The 18646-nt window shown below is 37.4% G+C and carries 17 protein-coding genes; 9 read left to right on the top strand and 8 right to left on the bottom strand.

The features are described 5' to 3' along the window. Positions 1–11 precede the first annotated feature (11 nt). The gene (locus G3I01_RS09625; protein WP_219547298.1) at positions 12–533 is read left to right on the top strand and encodes a hypothetical protein; all 522 of its coding nucleotides are present in this window, start codon (positions 12–14) and stop codon (positions 531–533) included. On the opposite strand, the gene G3I01_RS09620 is transcribed toward G3I01_RS09625, so the two are convergent. Genes G3I01_RS09620 through G3I01_RS09610 form a run of 3 tightly spaced genes read right to left on the bottom strand, consistent with a single transcriptional unit; the run spans position 517 to position 4458 of the window. Continuing rightward, positions 517–1440: a patatin-like phospholipase family protein gene (locus G3I01_RS09620; protein ID WP_219547296.1), complete on the bottom strand. Its 924-nt coding sequence runs from the start codon at positions 1438–1440 to the stop codon at positions 517–519. The two genes, G3I01_RS09625 and G3I01_RS09620, sit on opposite strands and share 17 nt — an antisense overlap. After that, the gene (locus G3I01_RS09615) at positions 1440–2342 is read right to left on the bottom strand and encodes a patatin-like phospholipase family protein (RefSeq protein WP_219547294.1); all 903 of its coding nucleotides are present in this window, start codon (positions 2340–2342) and stop codon (positions 1440–1442) included. Before G3I01_RS09615 ends, G3I01_RS09620 begins: the two co-directional genes overlap by 1 nt. 1 nt (position 2343) lies before the next feature. Next, a complete protein-coding gene (locus G3I01_RS09610; protein ID WP_219547292.1) occupies positions 2344–4458 on the bottom strand; it encodes a M1 family metallopeptidase in 2115 nt (704 codons plus the stop codon). 126 nt (positions 4459–4584) lie between these two features. Here G3I01_RS09610 and recG point away from each other — a divergent pair, with 126 nt between their 5' ends. The 5 genes from recG to pheT all read left to right on the top strand — a co-directional run bounded on the left by recG (position 4585) and on the right by pheT (position 12430). Continuing rightward, positions 4585–6684, top strand: coding sequence for an ATP-dependent DNA helicase RecG (gene recG, locus G3I01_RS09605; RefSeq protein WP_219547290.1), 2100 nt, complete (start codon positions 4585–4587; stop codon positions 6682–6684). 137 nt (positions 6685–6821) lie between these two features. Further along, complete coding sequence (locus tag G3I01_RS09600; protein ID WP_219547288.1) at positions 6822–7577, top strand: hypothetical protein; 756 nt, start codon at positions 6822–6824, stop codon at positions 7575–7577. Between the two features lie 243 nt (positions 7578–7820). Continuing rightward, positions 7821–8735: a tetratricopeptide repeat protein gene (locus tag G3I01_RS09595; RefSeq protein ID WP_219547286.1), complete on the top strand. Its 915-nt coding sequence runs from the start codon at positions 7821–7823 to the stop codon at positions 8733–8735. 227 nt (positions 8736–8962) lie between these two features. Next, positions 8963–9868 carry a hypothetical protein gene (locus tag G3I01_RS09590; protein ID WP_219547284.1) on the top strand — a complete coding sequence of 302 codons (906 nt, stop codon included), beginning with the start codon at positions 8963–8965 and terminating at the stop codon, positions 9866–9868. 135 nt (positions 9869–10003) lie between these two features. Next, positions 10004–12430, top strand: a complete 2427-nt coding sequence (pheT, locus tag G3I01_RS09585) for a phenylalanine--tRNA ligase subunit beta (protein WP_219547282.1) — start codon at positions 10004–10006, stop codon at positions 12428–12430. A gap of 54 nt (positions 12431–12484) precedes the next feature. On the opposite strand, the gene G3I01_RS09580 is transcribed toward pheT, so the two are convergent. Further along, positions 12485–13066: a DUF4136 domain-containing protein gene (locus tag G3I01_RS09580; RefSeq protein ID WP_219547280.1), complete on the bottom strand. Its 582-nt coding sequence runs from the start codon at positions 13064–13066 to the stop codon at positions 12485–12487. 141 nt (positions 13067–13207) lie between these two features. Next, positions 13208–13768, bottom strand: a complete 561-nt coding sequence (locus G3I01_RS09575) for a fasciclin domain-containing protein (protein ID WP_219547279.1) — start codon at positions 13766–13768, stop codon at positions 13208–13210. Positions 13769–13958: 190 nt separating this feature from the next. Between G3I01_RS09575 and G3I01_RS09570 the strand changes: the two genes are divergently transcribed. From G3I01_RS09570 to G3I01_RS09560, 3 genes are all read left to right on the top strand, one after another. Further along, the gene (locus tag G3I01_RS09570; RefSeq protein WP_219547278.1) at positions 13959–14684 is read left to right on the top strand and encodes a hypothetical protein; all 726 of its coding nucleotides are present in this window, start codon (positions 13959–13961) and stop codon (positions 14682–14684) included. Positions 14685–14757: 73 nt separating this feature from the next. Then, positions 14758–15003 carry a DUF2007 domain-containing protein gene (locus G3I01_RS09565; protein ID WP_219547277.1) on the top strand — a complete coding sequence of 82 codons (246 nt, stop codon included), beginning with the start codon at positions 14758–14760 and terminating at the stop codon, positions 15001–15003. Then, on the top strand, positions 14996–15205 hold the full coding sequence (locus G3I01_RS09560; protein ID WP_219547276.1) for a hypothetical protein: 210 nt from the start codon (positions 14996–14998) through the stop codon (positions 15203–15205). Before G3I01_RS09565 ends, G3I01_RS09560 begins: the two co-directional genes overlap by 8 nt. Positions 15206–15266: 61 nt before the next feature. Here G3I01_RS09560 and G3I01_RS09555 read toward each other — a convergent pair whose 3' ends face one another. The 3 genes from G3I01_RS09555 to G3I01_RS09545 form a co-directional block, all read right to left on the bottom strand. Beyond that, positions 15267–16277 (bottom strand): beta-ketoacyl-ACP synthase III, encoded by a 1011-nt coding sequence (locus G3I01_RS09555; protein ID WP_219547275.1) that lies wholly within the window; start codon positions 16275–16277, stop codon positions 15267–15269. Positions 16278–16622: 345 nt separating this feature from the next. Then, positions 16623–17930: an AarF/ABC1/UbiB kinase family protein gene (locus tag G3I01_RS09550; protein ID WP_219547273.1), complete on the bottom strand. Its 1308-nt coding sequence runs from the start codon at positions 17928–17930 to the stop codon at positions 16623–16625. 18 nt (positions 17931–17948) lie between these two features. Beyond that, positions 17949–18620 carry a TetR family transcriptional regulator C-terminal domain-containing protein gene (locus G3I01_RS09545; RefSeq protein WP_219547272.1) on the bottom strand — a complete coding sequence of 224 codons (672 nt, stop codon included), beginning with the start codon at positions 18618–18620 and terminating at the stop codon, positions 17949–17951. Positions 18621–18646 lie beyond the last annotated feature (26 nt).

Genomic DNA, 18646 nt, shown 5'->3' with positions numbered 1-18646 from the left:
TTTTTTTTATAATGAGCGAAACAGAGATCCTGAATTTTCTATATGCAATCCTGCCGGCAATAGTGGTTGGATTAATATCCTTTTACTTTTTCAACACATTTTCTAAAAATGAAGAGAACAGAAGACGGTTCTTAATTCTTCGGGAAAAACAAAAAACTTCTCTTCCTATCAGGTTGCAGGCATATGAAAGACTAACCCTTCTTTTGGAAAGGATTTCTCCAGGTAAGATCCTTTTCAGGGTTAAACCTACTTCTGAAGATGCCGAAATGTATGCTTCTCTTTTAATAGCCAATATCGAACAGGAGTTTGAGCATAATCTTGCACAGCAGATCTATGTGAGCAACGAATGCTGGGATTATGTAAAAACAGCGAAAAATGCCACCATTACGATGATTAGAAATGCCGCAGGAAAAGAGAATGTAAATAATACTGACGAACTCAGAGAAATAATCCTGAAGAGTTTAATGGATAAACAACCCCCAACAGATGCAGCCTTAAGTTACATTAAAAAGGAAGTTAGAAGCCTAGCTTAAACCACGATGATTTAGAAGCTTTCTTTTCCATTTCTTTTTTCTCGGCATATTCATAACCTTGTTGCCACCATTCGGTCATGGCCTTCTTATTGAAAACAAGAGAGTTTTCAGTTAGTTTGGTAGGTGTGTAATAGATGTTAAGCTTTACTTTTTTGTTCATTGCCGCAAGCTTCCCCTCTACAATATCATGATATTCTACCTGGTCTAAAAGAAAACCAAACAGGTTCACCATTAGGGAAAATGGGTTTTTCCCCAGGATCTTGTTATATTCCATATTTTCTGCCTCCAGAATGATCGCGTCTACCTCTGTCGCCCCTCGTTTGATCGCTTCCCTGATTGGAACCACACAGCCAAGTCCACCATCGGCATATTCGAACCCGTCTTTCTGGGCCAGACTCATAAAAGGAATATAATTACAGCTTATCCAGATCCAGTCACAAAAATCATCATATTCAAATTCGTGGATTGACTTATACTCTACCCTGTTTTTAGAGAGATTCGAAACGGTAACCACCACATCTTTCACTTTACCCTTAAGTTCAATAAAATCCTGACGTGAAAAATTTTTACGTATGCTTCTTTTCAGGGCTTTACTTTCTCCAAAGGTCCTTCGGGACCTAATAAACTGCCAAACGGTATTAAGATAATTGATGGTAACGTATTCCCGACCGTCCTTTTTCTTAACGACAAATGGGTTTACGCTGAATATCTTCCGCTGGGTAACATTAGTATATATATCATAGATCTTTTGAATATTCCCCGCAGCGAGATGGGGAATTAAAAGACTTCCGGTAGAAGTCCCTAAAAATAGATCGTAGCTTTTCTTCTTTTCCTGAATAAGGTATTGAGCGACGCCCCCGGCGAAAGCTCCTTTGCTCCCTCCTCCAGATATTACCAATGCGCGCATTAAGGTTCGATTTGGTTCAACTCTTTATTTCTATATTTTGCGAATTCATATCCGCTTTGCCACCATGCCGTCATCTGCTGTTCATCAAAAATAAGGGAATTCGTAGTAAGAACGCTAGGTGTATAATAAAAATTGAGAATAGCATCCTTGTTGTTCGCAGCAAATTTCCCAATTCTTATATTTTGCTTTTCGATACGGTCTAACATAAAAGCGAAAAGATTGGTGATCAATGAAAATACATTTTTTGAAGGCATCCTGTTAAAATAGGTAACTTCAGTTTGTAATATGATCGCATCTATTTCAGTTGCTCCGCGTTTTATCGCTTCTTCTATAGGCACCATAGATCCAAGCCCACCATCAGCATATTCACAACCATTTTTCTTGACAAGACTCATAAAAGGTGTGTAATTACAAGAGATCCAGATCCACTCTAAAAATTCCTCATATTCGTAATCCTTAATTGATTTGTATTCTACTTCATTCAGTGAAATATTCGAAACCGTGGTGACAATATCCTTTTTCCCTGCTTTCAGCTCTTCAAATTCTTCTTTGGTAAAAGTATTCTCCAGCAACTTTTTCAGATTATAACTGTCCCCAAAGGTCTTTTTACCTTTCAGGAAATTCTTTATAACATTAAAGTGATTGATAGAAATATTTTCGTGACCATGCTTTTTAGTAATAAGAAATGGCCTGCTACTGAAGATACTGGACTGGTTCACCGAGGTAAATACTTTCTTAACCTTTTCGGCCTTATGAAGCGCCATATGTGATATAAGTAGGCTACCTGTGGAAGTGCCTATAAAAAGGTCATAATCCTTTTTAAGCTCCTCGGTTAGATATTGCGCAACACCACCCGCAAAGGCGCCTTTACTACCTCCTCCCGAAATAACCAGTGCACGCATATTAGCCTGTGATTTTAGATCTCAAATAAGCTGTTTCTTCTTCTGCCATTTTTCCAGACAGCTCTATCAGTTCTTTACGATATTGTTCATTCTTCAAAAGTTCTGAAAGCAATTGCCTACAGTAATCCCTAAAACTGTAAGTATGATGTTGAGTGCCTTTTATAACACTTTGCAAACTAGATTCATTGAAAGCTCCCAGCTGGAATAAATAACTAAAGGCATTTTCCCTTACCTGAAATGGTCTCCAGACTTCAGAATAACCCGCCAGTTCTTCATAATATTCCTGATTGAGCTCTGTTTCATAATCTGGTGTGACCAGATTTAAAGTTAACCAAAGCATTCGAATATTCTTGTTATAAAAACCAGTCAAATCACGCGTCTGGTTCAAATATTCCGAGCGCCCTTCCGGGAAGCTTTGCCACAGCTTGTATAGGGCGGCTTCGATCGTTAAATAAGATTCATCTTCCAGCAGGGATTCAAATTCAGCTTTTAATTCCTGCGGAATATTTTCCATAGACAAGGCAATGGCCTGCCTAACAAATACATTATTAGATTCAAATGCCATTTTATAAAGTCTTACGGCCTGCTGTGATTGAAGCCCTGCCAGCTGAAGAACGGCCTCCTGCCCAATATAATCGTTTACCGGGAACTGCAAAGCCTTCTCCAGGTATTCGTATTTCTGATCTAAAGGGGTTTCCCTGAGTGCGGCGATATTAAGATAATTGGTAATAAATTCTGACTTCTTAAGGGATTCTAATGACTGTTCTGCTTTAAATGCCGATTGCTCAAGCCAGTCTGCTTTGAAATGGGAAAGATCCTGCCCTGAAGAAGCTTCCATTTCAGCCAGAAAATTATTGGTGGTTACATTCTTAAAACTGTAAAGTTCTAAATAGTTTCTAATCCCTTCGCGAAAGGCTTCCTCTCCTATTCTTTCTCTCAATATATGCAAGGCCCAGGCTCCCTTCTGATAAAAAGTAAGAGAACCCGCCTTTGGATTCAGCAGGGATTCTCCTTTTCCTGAATCACTCAATTCCTTGAGCTGCTCTGCAGTTTCATATAATTTCCAGTAATAATAATCCTCCCCGAATATCTCTTTTTCCGCCAGTAAAGCATAATAAGTGGCAAAACCTTCATGAAGCCAGTGATGCTTTCCCGAGGCTGCAGTCACCAGGTTCCCAAACCACTGATGTGCCAGTTCATGTGCATTTACATTTACATAGTTCCTATCCTTAAATCCTATAGAATCTGTCATGAAAGAACTTGAAAAAATAGTAGTCCCCGTATTTTCCATTCCTCCATAAAGAAAATCCTGCACCGGAATCTGATCATACTTTTGCCACGGGTAAGCCAAACCGATCTCCTCCTCTAAAAAGTTAAATATCTCGCTGGAATATCTGTAGGTAGGATCCACTTTTAGAGAATCTTCTGGTTTATAGTATAGTTTTATAGGGTCTCCCGTACCAGATTCAACCTTTTTGAAATCATATTTCCCGGCAGCAACTGCAACAAGATAGCTGCTGATTGGTTTTTCCATATCAAATTGCCAGAGGCTTATTGAATCATTAATTTTTTCAGTATTTTTTAATTTCCCGTTGGAAATAAGCTGAAAATCTGAAGGGAATTTAAAACTAAGATCAAACTCGGCCTTTTCCTCAATATCGTCAAAACTAGGTAACCAGTTAGAGGTGTATTTCCCCTGTCCCTGGGTCCATACCTGCTTATGTACATCATCAATATCCGGGAATTCCCAGTTGATGAAATACATACCCGATTTCGGCTCTGCGGAATAATTCAATTCTAGAAGGTTATTTTCTGAAGGCAGAAAATCTGAGAAAATATAAACTCCTTTATCGTTATTAGAAAATTTAACAGGATCACCATTCAGGTTCACATCGGTGAACTGCATTTTTCTGCCATCAATATACAAGGTATCCTGCTGTGCCAGCACTTCAAAAGTATAATTCACACGCCCTGAAACCATTCCATTTATAGGCTGTATCTCTATTAAAGCATTTACGGTTTTAAAATCGAAATATTCTGTTTGGGAAGGATCTTTTTCCTGGGCCATTAAAACAACTGAACAGAATAAAAAAAGAAGGATCAGGTTTTTTCGCATGTAATTATTGGGAATAACAAGTGCAAATTACAAATTTGAACGTTGTGAACATAAAATTTAAAGTTTAAACATCTTCTCATAAAAGCCTGTCGTAAAAAATCAAACGGTTTTAATATCTTCGTTTTTATGATCCAGAATCTGTTGCAAACCCCCATTGAGTATTTAAAAGGAGTTGGCCCAAACAGGGCTGATGTTCTGAAAAAGGAACTCAATATTAAGTCTTACCGGGATCTCATCAATTTCTTCCCAAATAGATATATCGATAAAACTGGATTTTACAAGATTAATCAGCTACAAAGAAATTCATCTGAAGTACAGATAGTTGGCAAGATCGTTCACATGAAAATGGTCGAACAAAAAAAAGGTAAAAGGCTGGTTGCAGATTTTGTGGACGATACCGGAAAAATGGAATTAATCTGGTTTAGAGGACATAAATGGATCAGAGAAAACCTTAAACTTAATGTTCCATACGTGATCTTTGGGAAAACGAATTGGTACAACGGAGTTTTTAGCATGCCGCATCCCGAAATGGAACTGGTCGCAGATTATAAGAAGAACCTTAGAACTGCCATGCAGCCGGTATATCCTTCAACCGAATTGTTACTAAAAAAAGGTATTACCAATCGGGTCATTATGAAACTAATGCAGGAAGTTCTTCAGCAAACGGGGCTGAAATTTTCTGAAAGTCTTTCACCAGACCTAATCGAGGAACTTAAACTAATATCAAAAGCTGAAGCTCTTTTTAATATTCATTTTCCGAAAAATCAGGAATTGCTGGCGAAGGCACAGTTCCGATTAAAATTTGAAGAATTGTTCTTTATTCAGTTGCAGCTGATCAGAAAAAATATGCTTCACAAGCAAAAGATCAAAGGCTTCAATTTTGAACAGATCGGCGAAAATTTTAATGATTTTTACCAGGACCATTTGCCGTTCGACCTTACAAATGCTCAGAAAAGAGTGATCAAAGAGATTAGGGGTGATATGGGAAGTGGCGCACAGATGAACAGGTTACTTCAGGGAGATGTTGGTTCTGGAAAAACCATTGTGGCACTCATGTCTATGCTTATTGCCCTGGATAATGGTTTTCAGGCCTGCCTGATGGCTCCAACTGAAATTCTTAGTATTCAGCATTATAACGGACTGAAAGAACTTTGTGAAGAAATTGATATTAGTATCTATCTCTTAACCGGTTCTACAAAAACTACCAAAAGAAGGGAGATCCATGAAAAGCTTGAAGCGGGGGAAATAGATATTTTAATCGGAACGCACGCATTGCTGGAAGACAAGGTTAAATTTCATAACCTGGGACTTGCTGTTATCGACGAACAACACCGCTTTGGGGTAGCACAACGAGCAAAACTATGGAAGAAAAACCATATTCCGCCACATGTGCTGGTAATGACCGCAACCCCAATTCCAAGAACCCTGGCCATGAGTCTTTATGGAGATCTTGATATTTCGGTCATTGATGAACTACCTCCTGGTAGAAAACCTGTTAAAACTGTACATAGATATGACAGTAACAGACTAAAGGTTTTTGCATTTATAAGAGATGAAATTAAAAAAGGCAGACAGGTCTATGTGGTCTACCCACTTATTCAGGAATCTGAAAAAATGGATTATAAAGATCTGATGGATGGCTACGAAAGTATTGCCAGGGAATTTCCAGATTTCCAGATATCAATTGTCCACGGACAAATGAAACCAGCAGATAAAGATTACGAGATGGACCGGTTTGTTAGAGCAGAAACACAGATCATGGTTGCCACTACGGTAATTGAAGTAGGCGTAAACGTTCCTAATGCCAGCGTTATGATCATTGAAAGCGCAGAAAGGTTTGGTCTTTCTCAATTACACCAATTACGGGGAAGAGTTGGCCGCGGTGCCGAACAAAGCTTCTGCATTCTAATGACCGGGCATAAATTATCTAATGACAGCAAAACAAGGTTAGAAACAATGACCTCTACTAATGATGGTTTTGAGATCGCCGAAGTAGATCTTAAATTACGAGGTCCTGGTGATCTTATGGGAACTCAGCAAAGTGGTGTTCTTAATCTTAAAATAGCTGATATTGTAAAGGATAACTCCATCCTACAATCTGCAAGATATTACGCTACTAGGGTTTTAAAAGAGGATCCCAACCTATCCAATGAGAAGAATCTGGTGATTAAAAATGCCTACGCCCGTCTGGTAAAAAATAAGACCATCTGGAATTACATAAGTTAGAAAACTCCCTAGTTTTCAGTAATCTAACTCCTACATCGATTAAATTAATTCTTACATCGAAAAGTTGGATTAATAAATTAGGGATATCCCCCATTTATGTAATTTCATCTTCCTAATTATTTAAATACTAACCAATTATGAAGAAATTTATTTACCTGGGATTACTAGCCTTAGTAATTTCAGCATGCAGCGTAGACCCTTTAGATTCGTATGACGAATTAATAACTGCCGATGCAAAACCTTCGGCTGAGGAAGAGGAACTTCCAACATTAAGTTATGGTCAGGTATGTGCGAATGAATCTGTAGAGTTCTGTGTTAATTTTCCGCAGGACTATAAAGGAAATGGTGATATCAAGGAAACCCTTGTAAAATTAGAGCTCAAAATTTATGGAGATGATCCAGAAACAGAGGAATTGGAAGACTTCTATTATGAAGAACTTTTGAATTCTCACGAGAATACCCAAGGATGTTTTTCCCATACTTTTACTACAGCTGCTACTTATGAAGTACGGTACAAGACTAAAGGATCGTGGATTGATGATGAGATAGTGGTTGAGAATTGCGGATGCGAAGAAAGTTTCTCTTATTCAGAAAATGGCGAAAGTGAATATACTTTCTTCTACACTCCTGCTGAAGATATGGATGATGCCCTGGTTGTATTTACCTTCGCTCAATCTGTAGAAGTATCAGGCTTGGAAGGCTGGAAAGGAAGTGGCCAAACGGAACAAACAATTATGGATCTTGACAAATGTGTTGAATATGTCTGGACAGTAACTTTAGACAAAAATTGTAGTGGTAATAGCCCTAATAGTAATGTTTGGACAGATTTCAAAGTAAATGATGTTTCAAAAAAGAATGAAAACACTCCAAACCTTACTCAAAGTTGTAATTAATTAAGGTTAAATATTTCTTGATGAAAGGGCTTCGGCCCTTTTTTTTTATACTCTGTATTTCAAGGTATTAGTAATTTTAATTATCTTTAGTAAATCCGAAAAATCTCAATACTTACCAGAACCTCAATTCCCCATTTAAATCTTCGAGGTTAAAGTTTTTATGCCCCAGTTTTAAAATTTAGAAAATGCCTTTTTGGCAACTTTTATAACTGTTTGATTTAATAACCATTTAAACTAAAGAAGATGAATTTAAATAACACGATTAAGGGAATGCTTTTCAGTATTTTGATGATTTTTTGTTTCTCGCTAAATGCTCAGAATGGAGAATCGAATACGGAAATGATTGACAAACTCCACCAGGAATATAAGTCAAATGGAGTTGAGGCCGCTCTGGCAATGTATAAAGAAATGCCTGAAGACAGTGAATATCATGGGCTCCAGGAACCACTAAATGTACTTGGATACAGATTGTTGAACACCGATAACGATGCCGACGCTGCTGCAGTAATTTTTAAAGCGCAGATCGAGGAACATCCTGATGAACCCAATCCTTATGACTCCTATGCAGATGCCCTGTTAGAAAAAGGAAATGATGACGAAGCTCAGGTTCAATTAGAAAAATCTGTAGCCTTACTAAAAGGCGCTGAAGACAACGATTTTAATAATAATCTGGAAATTGCTTCAAAATCCAAACTGGCAAAATTAAAGGGACTTAATAAAGTATTTAGTTTTCTTGAAGGTGACTGGGTTGTAGAGAACTATGGCTTTGATGACGAAGGGGAAAAGGAACTAAGATTTACAGACGACATGAGTTTTATTCCAAGCAAAATGAATTCTGCTATGATAATGCGCATAAGCAACGACGAAGAGGGCTGGGAAGGAACTCAATTGATCGCTTATGATGCAAAAGACAATACATATGATGTGGTAAGAGCTAACAACATGAGATTAAACGGGTTGCAAACTGCTGAATTGAAGATCGAGGAATTCAGCACCAATAAACTTGAAATGATCCAAACTATCGAGGAAAATGGTGAAATAAATAAATCCCGGCACGTGATAGAAAAAAATGGGAACAATGCAGACTGGATCATATACGATTTAACCGATGAGGGTGAAAAGAAAGTCACACACCGCGTAATGAAATTGAAAAATTAAATCTGTTTATACTAAGAAGGGAAAGGTCATACACCTCTCCCTTCTTAGTTTATTTTCAATAACTAAACCACTCTTTCAAATACTTTACATTAAGAAGGAAGGTCTTTAAAATAACCTTTTAGCCGCCACCATAATACCTCAACCTTAATCCTGCTTGTTTTTTGAGGCTCCATATTTTTCACCTACTTAAATAAGGAACAATATTCAAACTTTAATAAATGAAAATTATGGGTGCAATTATCAAACTTAGATGGAGTATTAGTTTAATACTATTATGTTTTACAACTTCCTTACTAGCTCAGGACAAAGGCCAGTTGATGGCAGATCAGCTTTATGAAACTTATAAGGACAAGGGCGCTAAAGAGGTGCTTAAGGTTTATAACGAAAATAACACCAATAAAGATTACGAAGGGATGGCTGAGCCTTTGAACGTTTTAGCGTATCGTTTAATGCAGGATGACAAGGACCTCAAAGCCGCAGAAATGCTCTTGCAGGCTCAAATAGAAGAATACCCAAATGAAGCAAATCCTTATGATTCCTATTCAGATGTGCTTATGGAAATGGGCAAAAAAGATGAAGCTAAAAAGTATATTGAAAAATCCTTGAAATTGGCCTCAGAAAAAGAAACTGAAGAGAACGAATTAGTTATTGCTGCCGGGAAGGCTAAAATGGCCATGCTGGAAAATAAGGATAAACAAATGAACTTTCTTATTGGCAACTGGGAGAATGAAACCAAGACCTATCGCAATGGTGAGGAAACAAATAGTACAGTAAGCTCAAACAATATTTCCTTTAGTGACGAAGGTTCTATAATGATCGTAGATCATAACGATACAGGGAACGAGCCCTGCTGTAAGCGAATCATGGTATATGATCCAAATGAAGATGAGTTTGATGTGGCATTTATGCGACGAAATCAACCAAACGGTATCTACAGTTCAAAAATGAAGATCAAAGAATTAGCCAAAGATCACCTGGAATTAATGGAAAGTTATACAAACAATGAAAATGAAGAGGTAACCATGAAACATGATATTATAAAAAAATCAAATAATGTTGAATGGACCACCTATGCTTCGACCGATGGAGAATGGGAAAAAGTGCGAACCATGAACCTGAAGAAAAAGAATTAAATAGAAAACATTAAAGGTAAATTAGAGAGGTGTAATCACCTCTCTTTTTATTATTAAGAGATGTCACAAAATTATTTTTCAGATTATGACAAAACCATTCGTAATACTATCTTTGCTGCCTGAAAAAGATTATTCATGAAGATTTCATATAACTGGCTGCAACAGTTCATTAAACTACCTGAAAACGCTGAAAAAACTGGCGAATTATTAACTGATCTCGGTCTTGAGGTGGAGGGCATTACAAGCTTTCAAAGCGTAAAAGGCGGACTGAAAGGTATAGTTGTTGGGCATGTTTTAAGTTGCGAAGCTCACCCTAATGCAGACAGGCTTCAGCTTACCAAAGTCAATATTGGGAACGGTGAAAAAGTTCAGATCGTTTGCGGAGCACCAAATATTGGTGCAGGCCAGAAAGTTCCTGTAGCTACCATCGGAACAGTACTTTATGATGAAAAAGGTGAAAGCTGGGAAATCAAGAAAGGGAAGATCCGTGGCGAGGTAAGTTATGGCATGATCTGTTCTGAAATGGAACTGGGATTAGGACAAAGCCATGAAGGAATCATGGTAATGGATAATGAACTTGTTCCGGGAACCGCTGTTGCTGAAATATTTGAAGTTGAAAATGATGAGGTTTTTGAAATTGGCCTTACTCCAAACCGTGCCGATGCGATGAGCCACTGGGGAGTTGCCAGGGATCTAAAGGCTGGCTATCAGCAGTTAGGAAAAAACCTTGAACTAATTACTCCTTCGGTAAGCAGTTTCCACGTTGATAATCGCAGTTTAAAGATCCAGATAAAAGTGGAAGATTCTAATCTGGCTCCAAGATATTGCGGGGTAACCTTATCTAAAGTGAAAGTTGGTGAATCTCCTAAATGGCTTCAGAATAGATTGAAAGCTATTGGCCTTACCCCTAAAAATAATGTAGTTGATGCCACTAATTTCGTTATGCATGAACTGGGACAACCACTTCACGCTTTTGATGCAGGAAAGATAGCCGGGAACGAGATCAATGTAAAAACTTTAAAAGCTGGAACAAAATTCACGACTTTAGACGAGGTTGAAAGAGAACTTCATGAAGAAGATCTAATGATCTGTGATGCCGAAAAGCCGCTTTGTATTGCTGGTGTTTTTGGAGGAATTGGAAGCGGAGTTACTGAGGCTACCACACAGGTATTTCTTGAAAGTGCCTATTTTAATTCGGTAAGTGTTCGTAAAACTGCTAAAAGACATGCGATAAACACCGACGCATCTTTCAGATTTGAAAGAGGAATCGATATTAATTCAGTTGAATATGCCTTAAAAAGGGCAGCGTTGTTGATCTCGGAAATCTCGGGAGGTGAGATCACCAGTGATATTGATGATCTGTATTTCAAAAAAATTGAAGATTTCCAGGTATTTCTAACTTTCGAAAAGGTAAACAAGCTAATTGGAGAGAACCTTGAAGAGGAAACCATAAAGTCCATTCTTGCATCTCTTGATATCAGAGTGAACAACGTGACCGAGACCGGGATGGGACTTACTATCCCTTCATATAGAGTAGATGTTCAAAGGGAATCTGATGTTATCGAAGAGATCCTGAGGGTTTACGGATATAACAATATTAAATTTGGTGATAAGCTTAGCCTTTCTGTTGCTAACTCATCCAAATTTGAGGATTATAAGATCCAGAATCTTATTGCTGGCCAATTGATTGGGCAGGGCTTTTATGAAACTATGGCCAATTCACTTACCTCAGCAAATTATAACAAATTAAGCGAGGAACTTAAAGATGAGTACCAGGTGGAGATGCTTAATCCTTTAAGCCAGGACCTTTCGGTTCTAAGGCAAACCATGCTTTTTTCAGGCCTGGAGGCTATCAGCTACAATATTAATAGAAAGCGCAGCAATATAAGAATATTCGAATTTGGTAAAACATACCATTCTTATGTTAGCGGTAGAGAAGAGAACAAACATTTAAGTTTGTTCATCACTGGTGAAAAGACGGCTGAAAGCTGGAATGTTGCCCCTGGGGAAGGTAACTTTTTCTATCTGAAGGGAGTGATCAATTCTATTTTTGAGAAACTTGGAATCAAAGATTTAAAGGTAAAATCTGCTAAAAGCGATCTATTATCTGAAGGATTACAATTGAGCAGTAAAAAGGCTAAACTGGTAGAATTTGGGGTGGTAAAGAAATCTATCCTTAAGAAAATGGATATAGACCAGGAAGTGATCTATGCAGATTTCAATTGGGATGAAGTGATCGAAATGGCCAAAGAGCAAAAGACGATCTTTACATCTATTCCGAAATATCCGAGCGTTAGGAGAGATTTTGCACTGTTATTGGATGAATCTGTTACTTATGATGAAATCGAGCAAATAGCGAGACAAACCGAAAAGAAAATGCTTATCAGTGTTAATCTGTTTGATGTTTACCAGGGTAAAAACCTTCCGGAAGGGAAGAAAAGTTATGCGGTAAGTTTCATATTTCAGGATGAGAACAAAACTCTCACAGATAAACAGGTGGATAAGATGATGAATAAACTTCAGCATAGATTTGAGAAAGAACTCAAAGCTGAATTAAGATAAATAAAAAACCGTGTGAACATTCACACGGTTTTTTTCTTTTATACCTAAAATGATTTAGAATACATCTTTAAAGATCTCATCTACATATTCTCGAATTTCTCTGTTCATTCTTCGGGTACTTATAGATTCCTCGGTAGTACCTCTCCAAAGGATCTCATTTGACCTCCGGTCTATAAAATCTATAACGATAGTTCTTTCACGATAAGGCACCTGTTCCACCCGTGGACCATTCAGACGTTGCACGGTAAAATAATTATCATACATATAATCCTGATAATACGGCCCAACATAATGACCAGGACGATAATAGGCGTAATTGGTATATACCGGGTTAGCATTCACTGCTATCTTCTCATCGAACATTGGATAAAAATGCACTAATACATCTGGAGTTCTTTTATCCAGCACAAAACCGTTATCACGCATATTGGCATTTATGGTCTCAATTATAGTGGTCTGAATTTCTTCATTGTCGAATTCACGATTAATAATAGTATCCTTATTAGGCAGATAAGCATACGAATCGTACGACTTTAATTTTTTCACATCATCCTTAACCGTTGGCCCGCTAGATCCACATGAGGCCATTAGGATACTAAGGAGTAAGACTAAAGAATTGAATTTTAAAAATCTCATAGCATTAAAATTTTTCATTTTTTTTAAAGTAACCTGAAAGAACCAGATTAAAAAGGCTGCCAGGCTATTTGACGTTTATTTAACTTGAAAAAGCGGCAATAATGCCGCTTTTCATAAATTCTATTTAAAATCTATCTGTTCTTATGGTAAGATCACAGTATCAATGACATGGATCACTCCATTCGATTGATCTACATCAGCGACAGTTACCGTAGCAACATTCCCAGAAGCATCCTGTAATTTTACTTTATCACCATCTAACATAGCAGAAACCTCTGCTCCATTAACCGTGGTAAAAGTGGCTTTTCCATTTCCCTTTTTTATCGCTGCAACAATATCTGCAGCTTCATAGTCACCGGCCAATACGTGGTATGTTAGAACCGATTGTAATTTATTCTGGTTCTCTTCCTTCAAAAGTGTTTCAACAGTTCCGTCTGGCAGGGCTTCAAAGGCTGAATTCGTTGGAGCGAATACTGTGAAGGGTCCCTCACTAGAAAGCACATCTACAAGACCAGCGGCTTTAACTGCTGCCACAAGGGTTGTATGGTCATTGGAATTCACGGCATTCTCAACAATATTTTTAGAAGGATACATTTCAGCTCCTCCAACCATTTTGGTTTCGATCTTGGCGGTTTGACCAATTGCAGTAGTCCCTAAAATAAGGAACATACTTAACAGGGTAAAAAGTTTTAGCTTTTTCATAATTCAAGTTTTATTTTATACTCTGAAAATTACGATGAAGCCTATTAGACGGTTTTTAAAATAGCCCCAATTAGTATACAATTAACATCTGTATAATGCAAAAATGCCTCCTGCAGCTCTCATTTTAAGAGTATTGCGATTGTTATTCTGAGCATAATTACCTAATTTAGTGATGCTAAAGAAAAAGAAAATGAAGCTGAGATTTCCCCGCACCAATATAGTACACCAACTCCTTAAAGTTCGAAATAAAAAATCTACAGAAAAGCACATCCTGGATCAGGTAAATCTTATTCTCGTTGAGGCTGAAAAAAAAGATGAACTTGTACTTAAGGAGATCAGGCAGGGAAAAGATATAGAGCACAATGACTTTGATCCCGATCATCTTGAAACTAACAGGATCTTTCATCTTACAGATATTTACCAGATTTGTGTGGATTATCGCCTGAGATTTCTGGATTCAAAATTCTTTAAATCTGAAATTCCATACGAGGCTTTAATGGAGATCAAGCGATTAGAAAAAACACACGAAACCACTTTAAAGGGATTTAAGATCGTAGCGCCATCCAAGTTATTCAAACTGGAAAATGCAGATGATCCCTTACTTTTCGCACCTATTGGTAATGACTATTATTACCTGGTTCATAAATGGGGAGATGATCTACATCCTTTCCGGAAAATGATCATGTGGCCATTCAAAACATTAGAGAATTTTGTGCTTCTTCTTCTCGCAATTAGCTTTTTTACCGCTTTGCTAGTACCAGATGGCATGTTTAGTCGGCAACAGTCAACCACAGAATTCTTTATGATCTTCTTCTTTATATTCAAGTGGTTTGCAGGCCTTTCCATTTTTTACGGCTTTAAAATGGGAAAAAATTTCAGTACAGAGATCTGGAATAGCAAGTTCTACAATGCTTAGAAAGTTAATTTCAGTCTAAATTATTAAAATGCCAACTTCCTAATTCGTAATTTAGGGTGATAAACTTTAAACGATGAGTGTAGAAGAGAGCTATAAAAGGGTCTATACCGGCCCTGAAACCAACGTACAATATTTACAGGAATTATTTGATAAAGAAGGAATACACTCCCGGGTGCGTAATGACTTTGATTCTGGACTAAGAGCCGGTTTTGGAGGAGGATTGCCTGGACAGGTCTTGCTTTTTGTCCTGGAGAGGGAATATGAGAAAGCTGTAAAGATCGCCAAAGAAACCTTCCCGAAAGATTTCAATAATGAATAACGAGGAAATAAATAATGGTGATCCCAAACCTCAGAGAAACAAATGGAGCCTTATCCTGGGAATTCTGTTCCTTGGATATGGTAGTTTCAGGCTTTACCAAAAACTGCAAACCTCTGAACCTGATACTTTCGGAATTTTACTTGCTATAGGTTTTATCGCTTTTGGTATATACGACTTGTGGAAATATTATAAAGGTGTTTAAAAAAATAGAAAACTCCCGGTAAAGCGGGAGTTTATAAATTATATTCTTAGAAATAGGTTTCCTACCATTTAATGATCGCACTTCCCCAGGTAAACCCACTACCAAAAGCAGCAAGCACCACCACATCTTCTTCTTTAATCTTTCCTTCTTCCCAGGCCTCAGTAAGAGCAATCGGGATAGAAGCAGCAGTTGTATTTCCGTATCGCTGAATGTTATTATAAACCTGGTCGTCATTCAATTTGAATTTCTGCTGAACGAACTGAGAGATTCTAAGATTTGCCTGGTGTGGAATAAGCATATCGATATCTGAAACTTCCAGACCATTAGCCTGTAATCCTTCATTAATAACTTCTGAAAAACGCTGAATGGCATTCTTAAATACAAACTGGCCGTTCATGTAAGGATAATATGGGATATCATCTCCCTGTGGATTTTCCGCGATAATCTCCGGCACCCAATGTTCTGTACTTGGTCCTTTCAAGGAAAGTTCTAAAGCGTGTTTCCCTTCAGAATGAAGGTGCGTAGATAAAATTCCCTGGCCATTGTGATCACTTCTTGTAAGAACGGCTGCCCCTGCTCCATCACCAAAGATCACAGAAACAGAGCGTCCCCTGGTTGTAAAATCCAGGCCTCCACTATGGTTCTCGCTACCTATCACCAAAACATTCTTATACATTCCTGTTTTAATGAACTGGTCTGCTACAGAAAGCCCATACACAAATCCACTACACTGGTTACGAACATCTAGTGCGGGACAAGTATCAATATCCAGCATTTCCTGAACCTGTACACCACATCCTGGAAAATAATAGTCGGGACTTAAGGTTGCAAAAACAATAAGATCTATATCGTCTTTTGATATTCCTGCACGTTCTATAGCAATTTTAGCTGCTTTAAAACCCATGACAGCTGTAGAATTGCCATCACCTTTTTTAATATGTCTTCGTTCTTTAATTCCTGTGCGCTCAGTGATCCATTCGTCATTAGTCTCCATCAATTTGGAAAGGTCATCATTCGTAACAACGTTTTCCGGAACATATTTTCCTAATCCTGCAATTTTTGTCTGATACATGGACGATAATTATGATATTAAAAATTATTCTGATTAAATTTAATCAAATTGTAAAAAAACGGGCCCGCAATATAACAAACATTAACATTGATTCTCTTCTTGATCTCAGTTAAATTTCGATAAAACTTACATTCTTCATTTGAGTTAGAAACTGAAATTCCTCATGAAGGATTCAGAAGCATCGGCTTTTGTAAAGATTAATATTAAAGCTTTCAGAAGGAGGCTCATAAATAACAGCCTAGAGAAAATTTGGACCTATTTCAGGTTATTCTATATCAAAAAAAAGGAAGCGCATCCGATTGGGATCGACTACGCTTCCTAACAACCTAACCAATAAATCAACCATTAGAGATACACTCTAAAATTTTGAATGTCTACTTTCGCTTTAAGATCATGTAATAGATTATAAAGGCCAAAAAAGGTCCTACTCATATAGAGAAAATGTCTACTTCCTCTATTTCCATTCATTCTTCGTAATTCAGGGTCTTTCGAATATTTTTCACTCAATTCTGTAAGATGTTTCCAGAACTTTTCATCTGTAAAATCAAATTTTTCAGACTGATATGGTGTCGAAAACATGGTAAACATCTCATGAAACATTTCTGAAAAGAACTCTTTCTCTTTTTCTGAATCTTTCTTATTCAGGATTTCAAGCTCATAAAGCCTTTCAAAAAAGAATTCCTTATTATTTAAATTTTCTCTATTTGTAAGGGAGAAATAAGGTTCATAAAAATCTTCAGGTATCTGCTTGATACATCCAAAATCTATCGCGATAAGATTTTCATCTTTATCTACCAGGAAATTACCAGGATGCGGATCTGCGTGCACTTGCTTTAATCCATGGATCTGGAACATATAAAAATCCCAAAGGGCCTGTCCTATTTTATTCGCCAGTTCCTGATCTTCATTCTTTTTAGCAAATTCGCTTAGGTGCATACCATCCATCCAATCCATCGTGATAATACGTTCACTGGAAAGGTCTTCATAGTATTTGGGGAATCTTAGATTTGGAATATGCGCTGAAGCTTGAGATATCTCCTTACTCTGTTTAACTTCAAGTATATAATCTGTTTCTTCAAGAAGTTTACCTTCAACTTCTTGAAAATATTTTTCTGAATCTTTAGCCTGAAGATTGAACATCTTTAAAGCTATTGGCTTTACCATAGCAAGATCTGAACTGATACTGTCTGCAACCCCCGGATATTGGATTTTCACAGCAAGTTTTTTCCCTTCTTTTGTGGCCTTATGCACCTGTCCGATGCTGGCCGCATTTACCGATTGGGCTGCAAACGTATCATATAAATCTTCCGGATATTCTCCGTGATATTTCTTAAATGTCTTTCTTACCAAAGGAGCAGAAAGTGGTGGAACACTAAACTGAGCCAGACTGAATTTTTCAACATAAGCTCCAGGTAAAAGGTTTTTCTCCATGGAGAGCATTTGTGCAACCTTAAGGGCACTACCCTTTAAACTTTTAAGACCATCATAAATATCTGAGGCGTTGTCCTCATCAAGTTCGTCCCTGGTTAATTCAGGATTAAAGGCTTTCTTCCCGTAATATTTGAGGTAATTTCCACCGATTTTTACTCCTGTGGAAACCAGCTTCCCGGTCCTGCCTATTTTTCCTGTTGGTATTTTATCTATGGTTTTCATCTATCTATCACTTTTGGCTCACGCCATTCTTTCATTCCACAGAAATTTTCCAAAATCTACCACTCTTTCTAAGGGAGTGTTATCAAATAGATCAAATACCGTGTTCACCGATTTTTCTATTGCTATATCTGTACTTTCAAATGCCGGAGAATTGTCATCCATCCAGAATTTCAATAAGAATAAGAACTGTACCCAAACTCCTTCAGAAAAGATCATTTCATTTTGCTGAAACAATTTCAATGACTTTTCTCTGTTGCCATCCTGAATAAGAGTCTTTGCGTAATTCTTGATTTTCTTTCTTAAAGTTTTCAACTGATCCAAACCTTTTAATGACTGTCCGTGTTCATTAAGTACGTAAAGAACGTAACTTCGGTTTGCCGTGAGTACTTCAAAAAATGTATAGAAAAAAGTAAGTAGCTTTTCACGATTATCGAAAGTCGTGTACTCCTTGGACTTTTCCATTACATTTATGCTGTTCTCGAAAAACTTATCCCAGATCGCTTTTCTTAAGCCTTCAAAACTTCCAAAATGCTTATAGAAATCTGCCTCGGTCATATCATTATCCTTGGCGAACTTATATACACTTTTTGGAGTTTTCTCATGCTCGAGTACGTAATCCATATATATAGCAATCAATTTATCTGCAGTTGGAGCTGTCTTCACTTTACTATTTCCTGATTTCTTTGCCATAACTTTTAATTCTGATATAAATTTAC

This window comes from Gramella sp. MT6, from assembly GCF_019357415.1.
Classification (GTDB): domain Bacteria; phylum Bacteroidota; class Bacteroidia; order Flavobacteriales; family Flavobacteriaceae; genus Christiangramia.
This window is presented reverse-complemented; position numbering and strand designations above follow the sequence as displayed.

Excerpts from the sequence above, each read along its gene's own strand:
- G3I01_RS09625 (WP_219547298.1), top strand. The coding sequence starts at position 12 with ATGAGCGAAACAGAGATCCTGAATTTTCTATATGCAATCCTGCCGGCA.
- G3I01_RS09620 (WP_219547296.1), bottom strand. The coding sequence starts at position 1,440 with ATGCGCGCATTGGTAATATCTGGAGGAGGGAGCAAAGGAGCTTTCGCC.
- G3I01_RS09615 (WP_219547294.1), bottom strand. The coding sequence starts at position 2,342 with ATGCGTGCACTGGTTATTTCGGGAGGAGGTAGTAAAGGCGCCTTTGCG.
- G3I01_RS09610 (WP_219547292.1), bottom strand. The coding sequence starts at position 4,458 with ATGCGAAAAAACCTGATCCTTCTTTTTTTATTCTGTTCAGTTGTTTTA.
- recG (WP_219547290.1), top strand. The coding sequence starts at position 4,585 with ATGATCCAGAATCTGTTGCAAACCCCCATTGAGTATTTAAAAGGAGTT.
- G3I01_RS09600 (WP_219547288.1), top strand. The coding sequence starts at position 6,822 with ATGAAGAAATTTATTTACCTGGGATTACTAGCCTTAGTAATTTCAGCA.
- G3I01_RS09595 (WP_219547286.1), top strand. The coding sequence starts at position 7,821 with ATGAATTTAAATAACACGATTAAGGGAATGCTTTTCAGTATTTTGATG.
- G3I01_RS09590 (WP_219547284.1), top strand. The coding sequence starts at position 8,963 with ATGGGTGCAATTATCAAACTTAGATGGAGTATTAGTTTAATACTATTA.
- pheT (WP_219547282.1), top strand. The coding sequence starts at position 10,004 with ATGAAGATTTCATATAACTGGCTGCAACAGTTCATTAAACTACCTGAA.
- G3I01_RS09580 (WP_219547280.1), bottom strand. The coding sequence starts at position 13,066 with ATGAGATTTTTAAAATTCAATTCTTTAGTCTTACTCCTTAGTATCCTA.
- G3I01_RS09575 (WP_219547279.1), bottom strand. The coding sequence starts at position 13,768 with ATGAAAAAGCTAAAACTTTTTACCCTGTTAAGTATGTTCCTTATTTTA.
- G3I01_RS09570 (WP_219547278.1), top strand. The coding sequence starts at position 13,959 with ATGAAGCTGAGATTTCCCCGCACCAATATAGTACACCAACTCCTTAAA.
- G3I01_RS09565 (WP_219547277.1), top strand. The coding sequence starts at position 14,758 with ATGAGTGTAGAAGAGAGCTATAAAAGGGTCTATACCGGCCCTGAAACC.
- G3I01_RS09560 (WP_219547276.1), top strand. The coding sequence starts at position 14,996 with ATGAATAACGAGGAAATAAATAATGGTGATCCCAAACCTCAGAGAAAC.
- G3I01_RS09555 (WP_219547275.1), bottom strand. The coding sequence starts at position 16,277 with ATGTATCAGACAAAAATTGCAGGATTAGGAAAATATGTTCCGGAAAAC.
- G3I01_RS09550 (WP_219547273.1), bottom strand. The coding sequence starts at position 17,930 with ATGAAAACCATAGATAAAATACCAACAGGAAAAATAGGCAGGACCGGG.
- G3I01_RS09545 (WP_219547272.1), bottom strand. The coding sequence starts at position 18,620 with ATGGCAAAGAAATCAGGAAATAGTAAAGTGAAGACAGCTCCAACTGCA.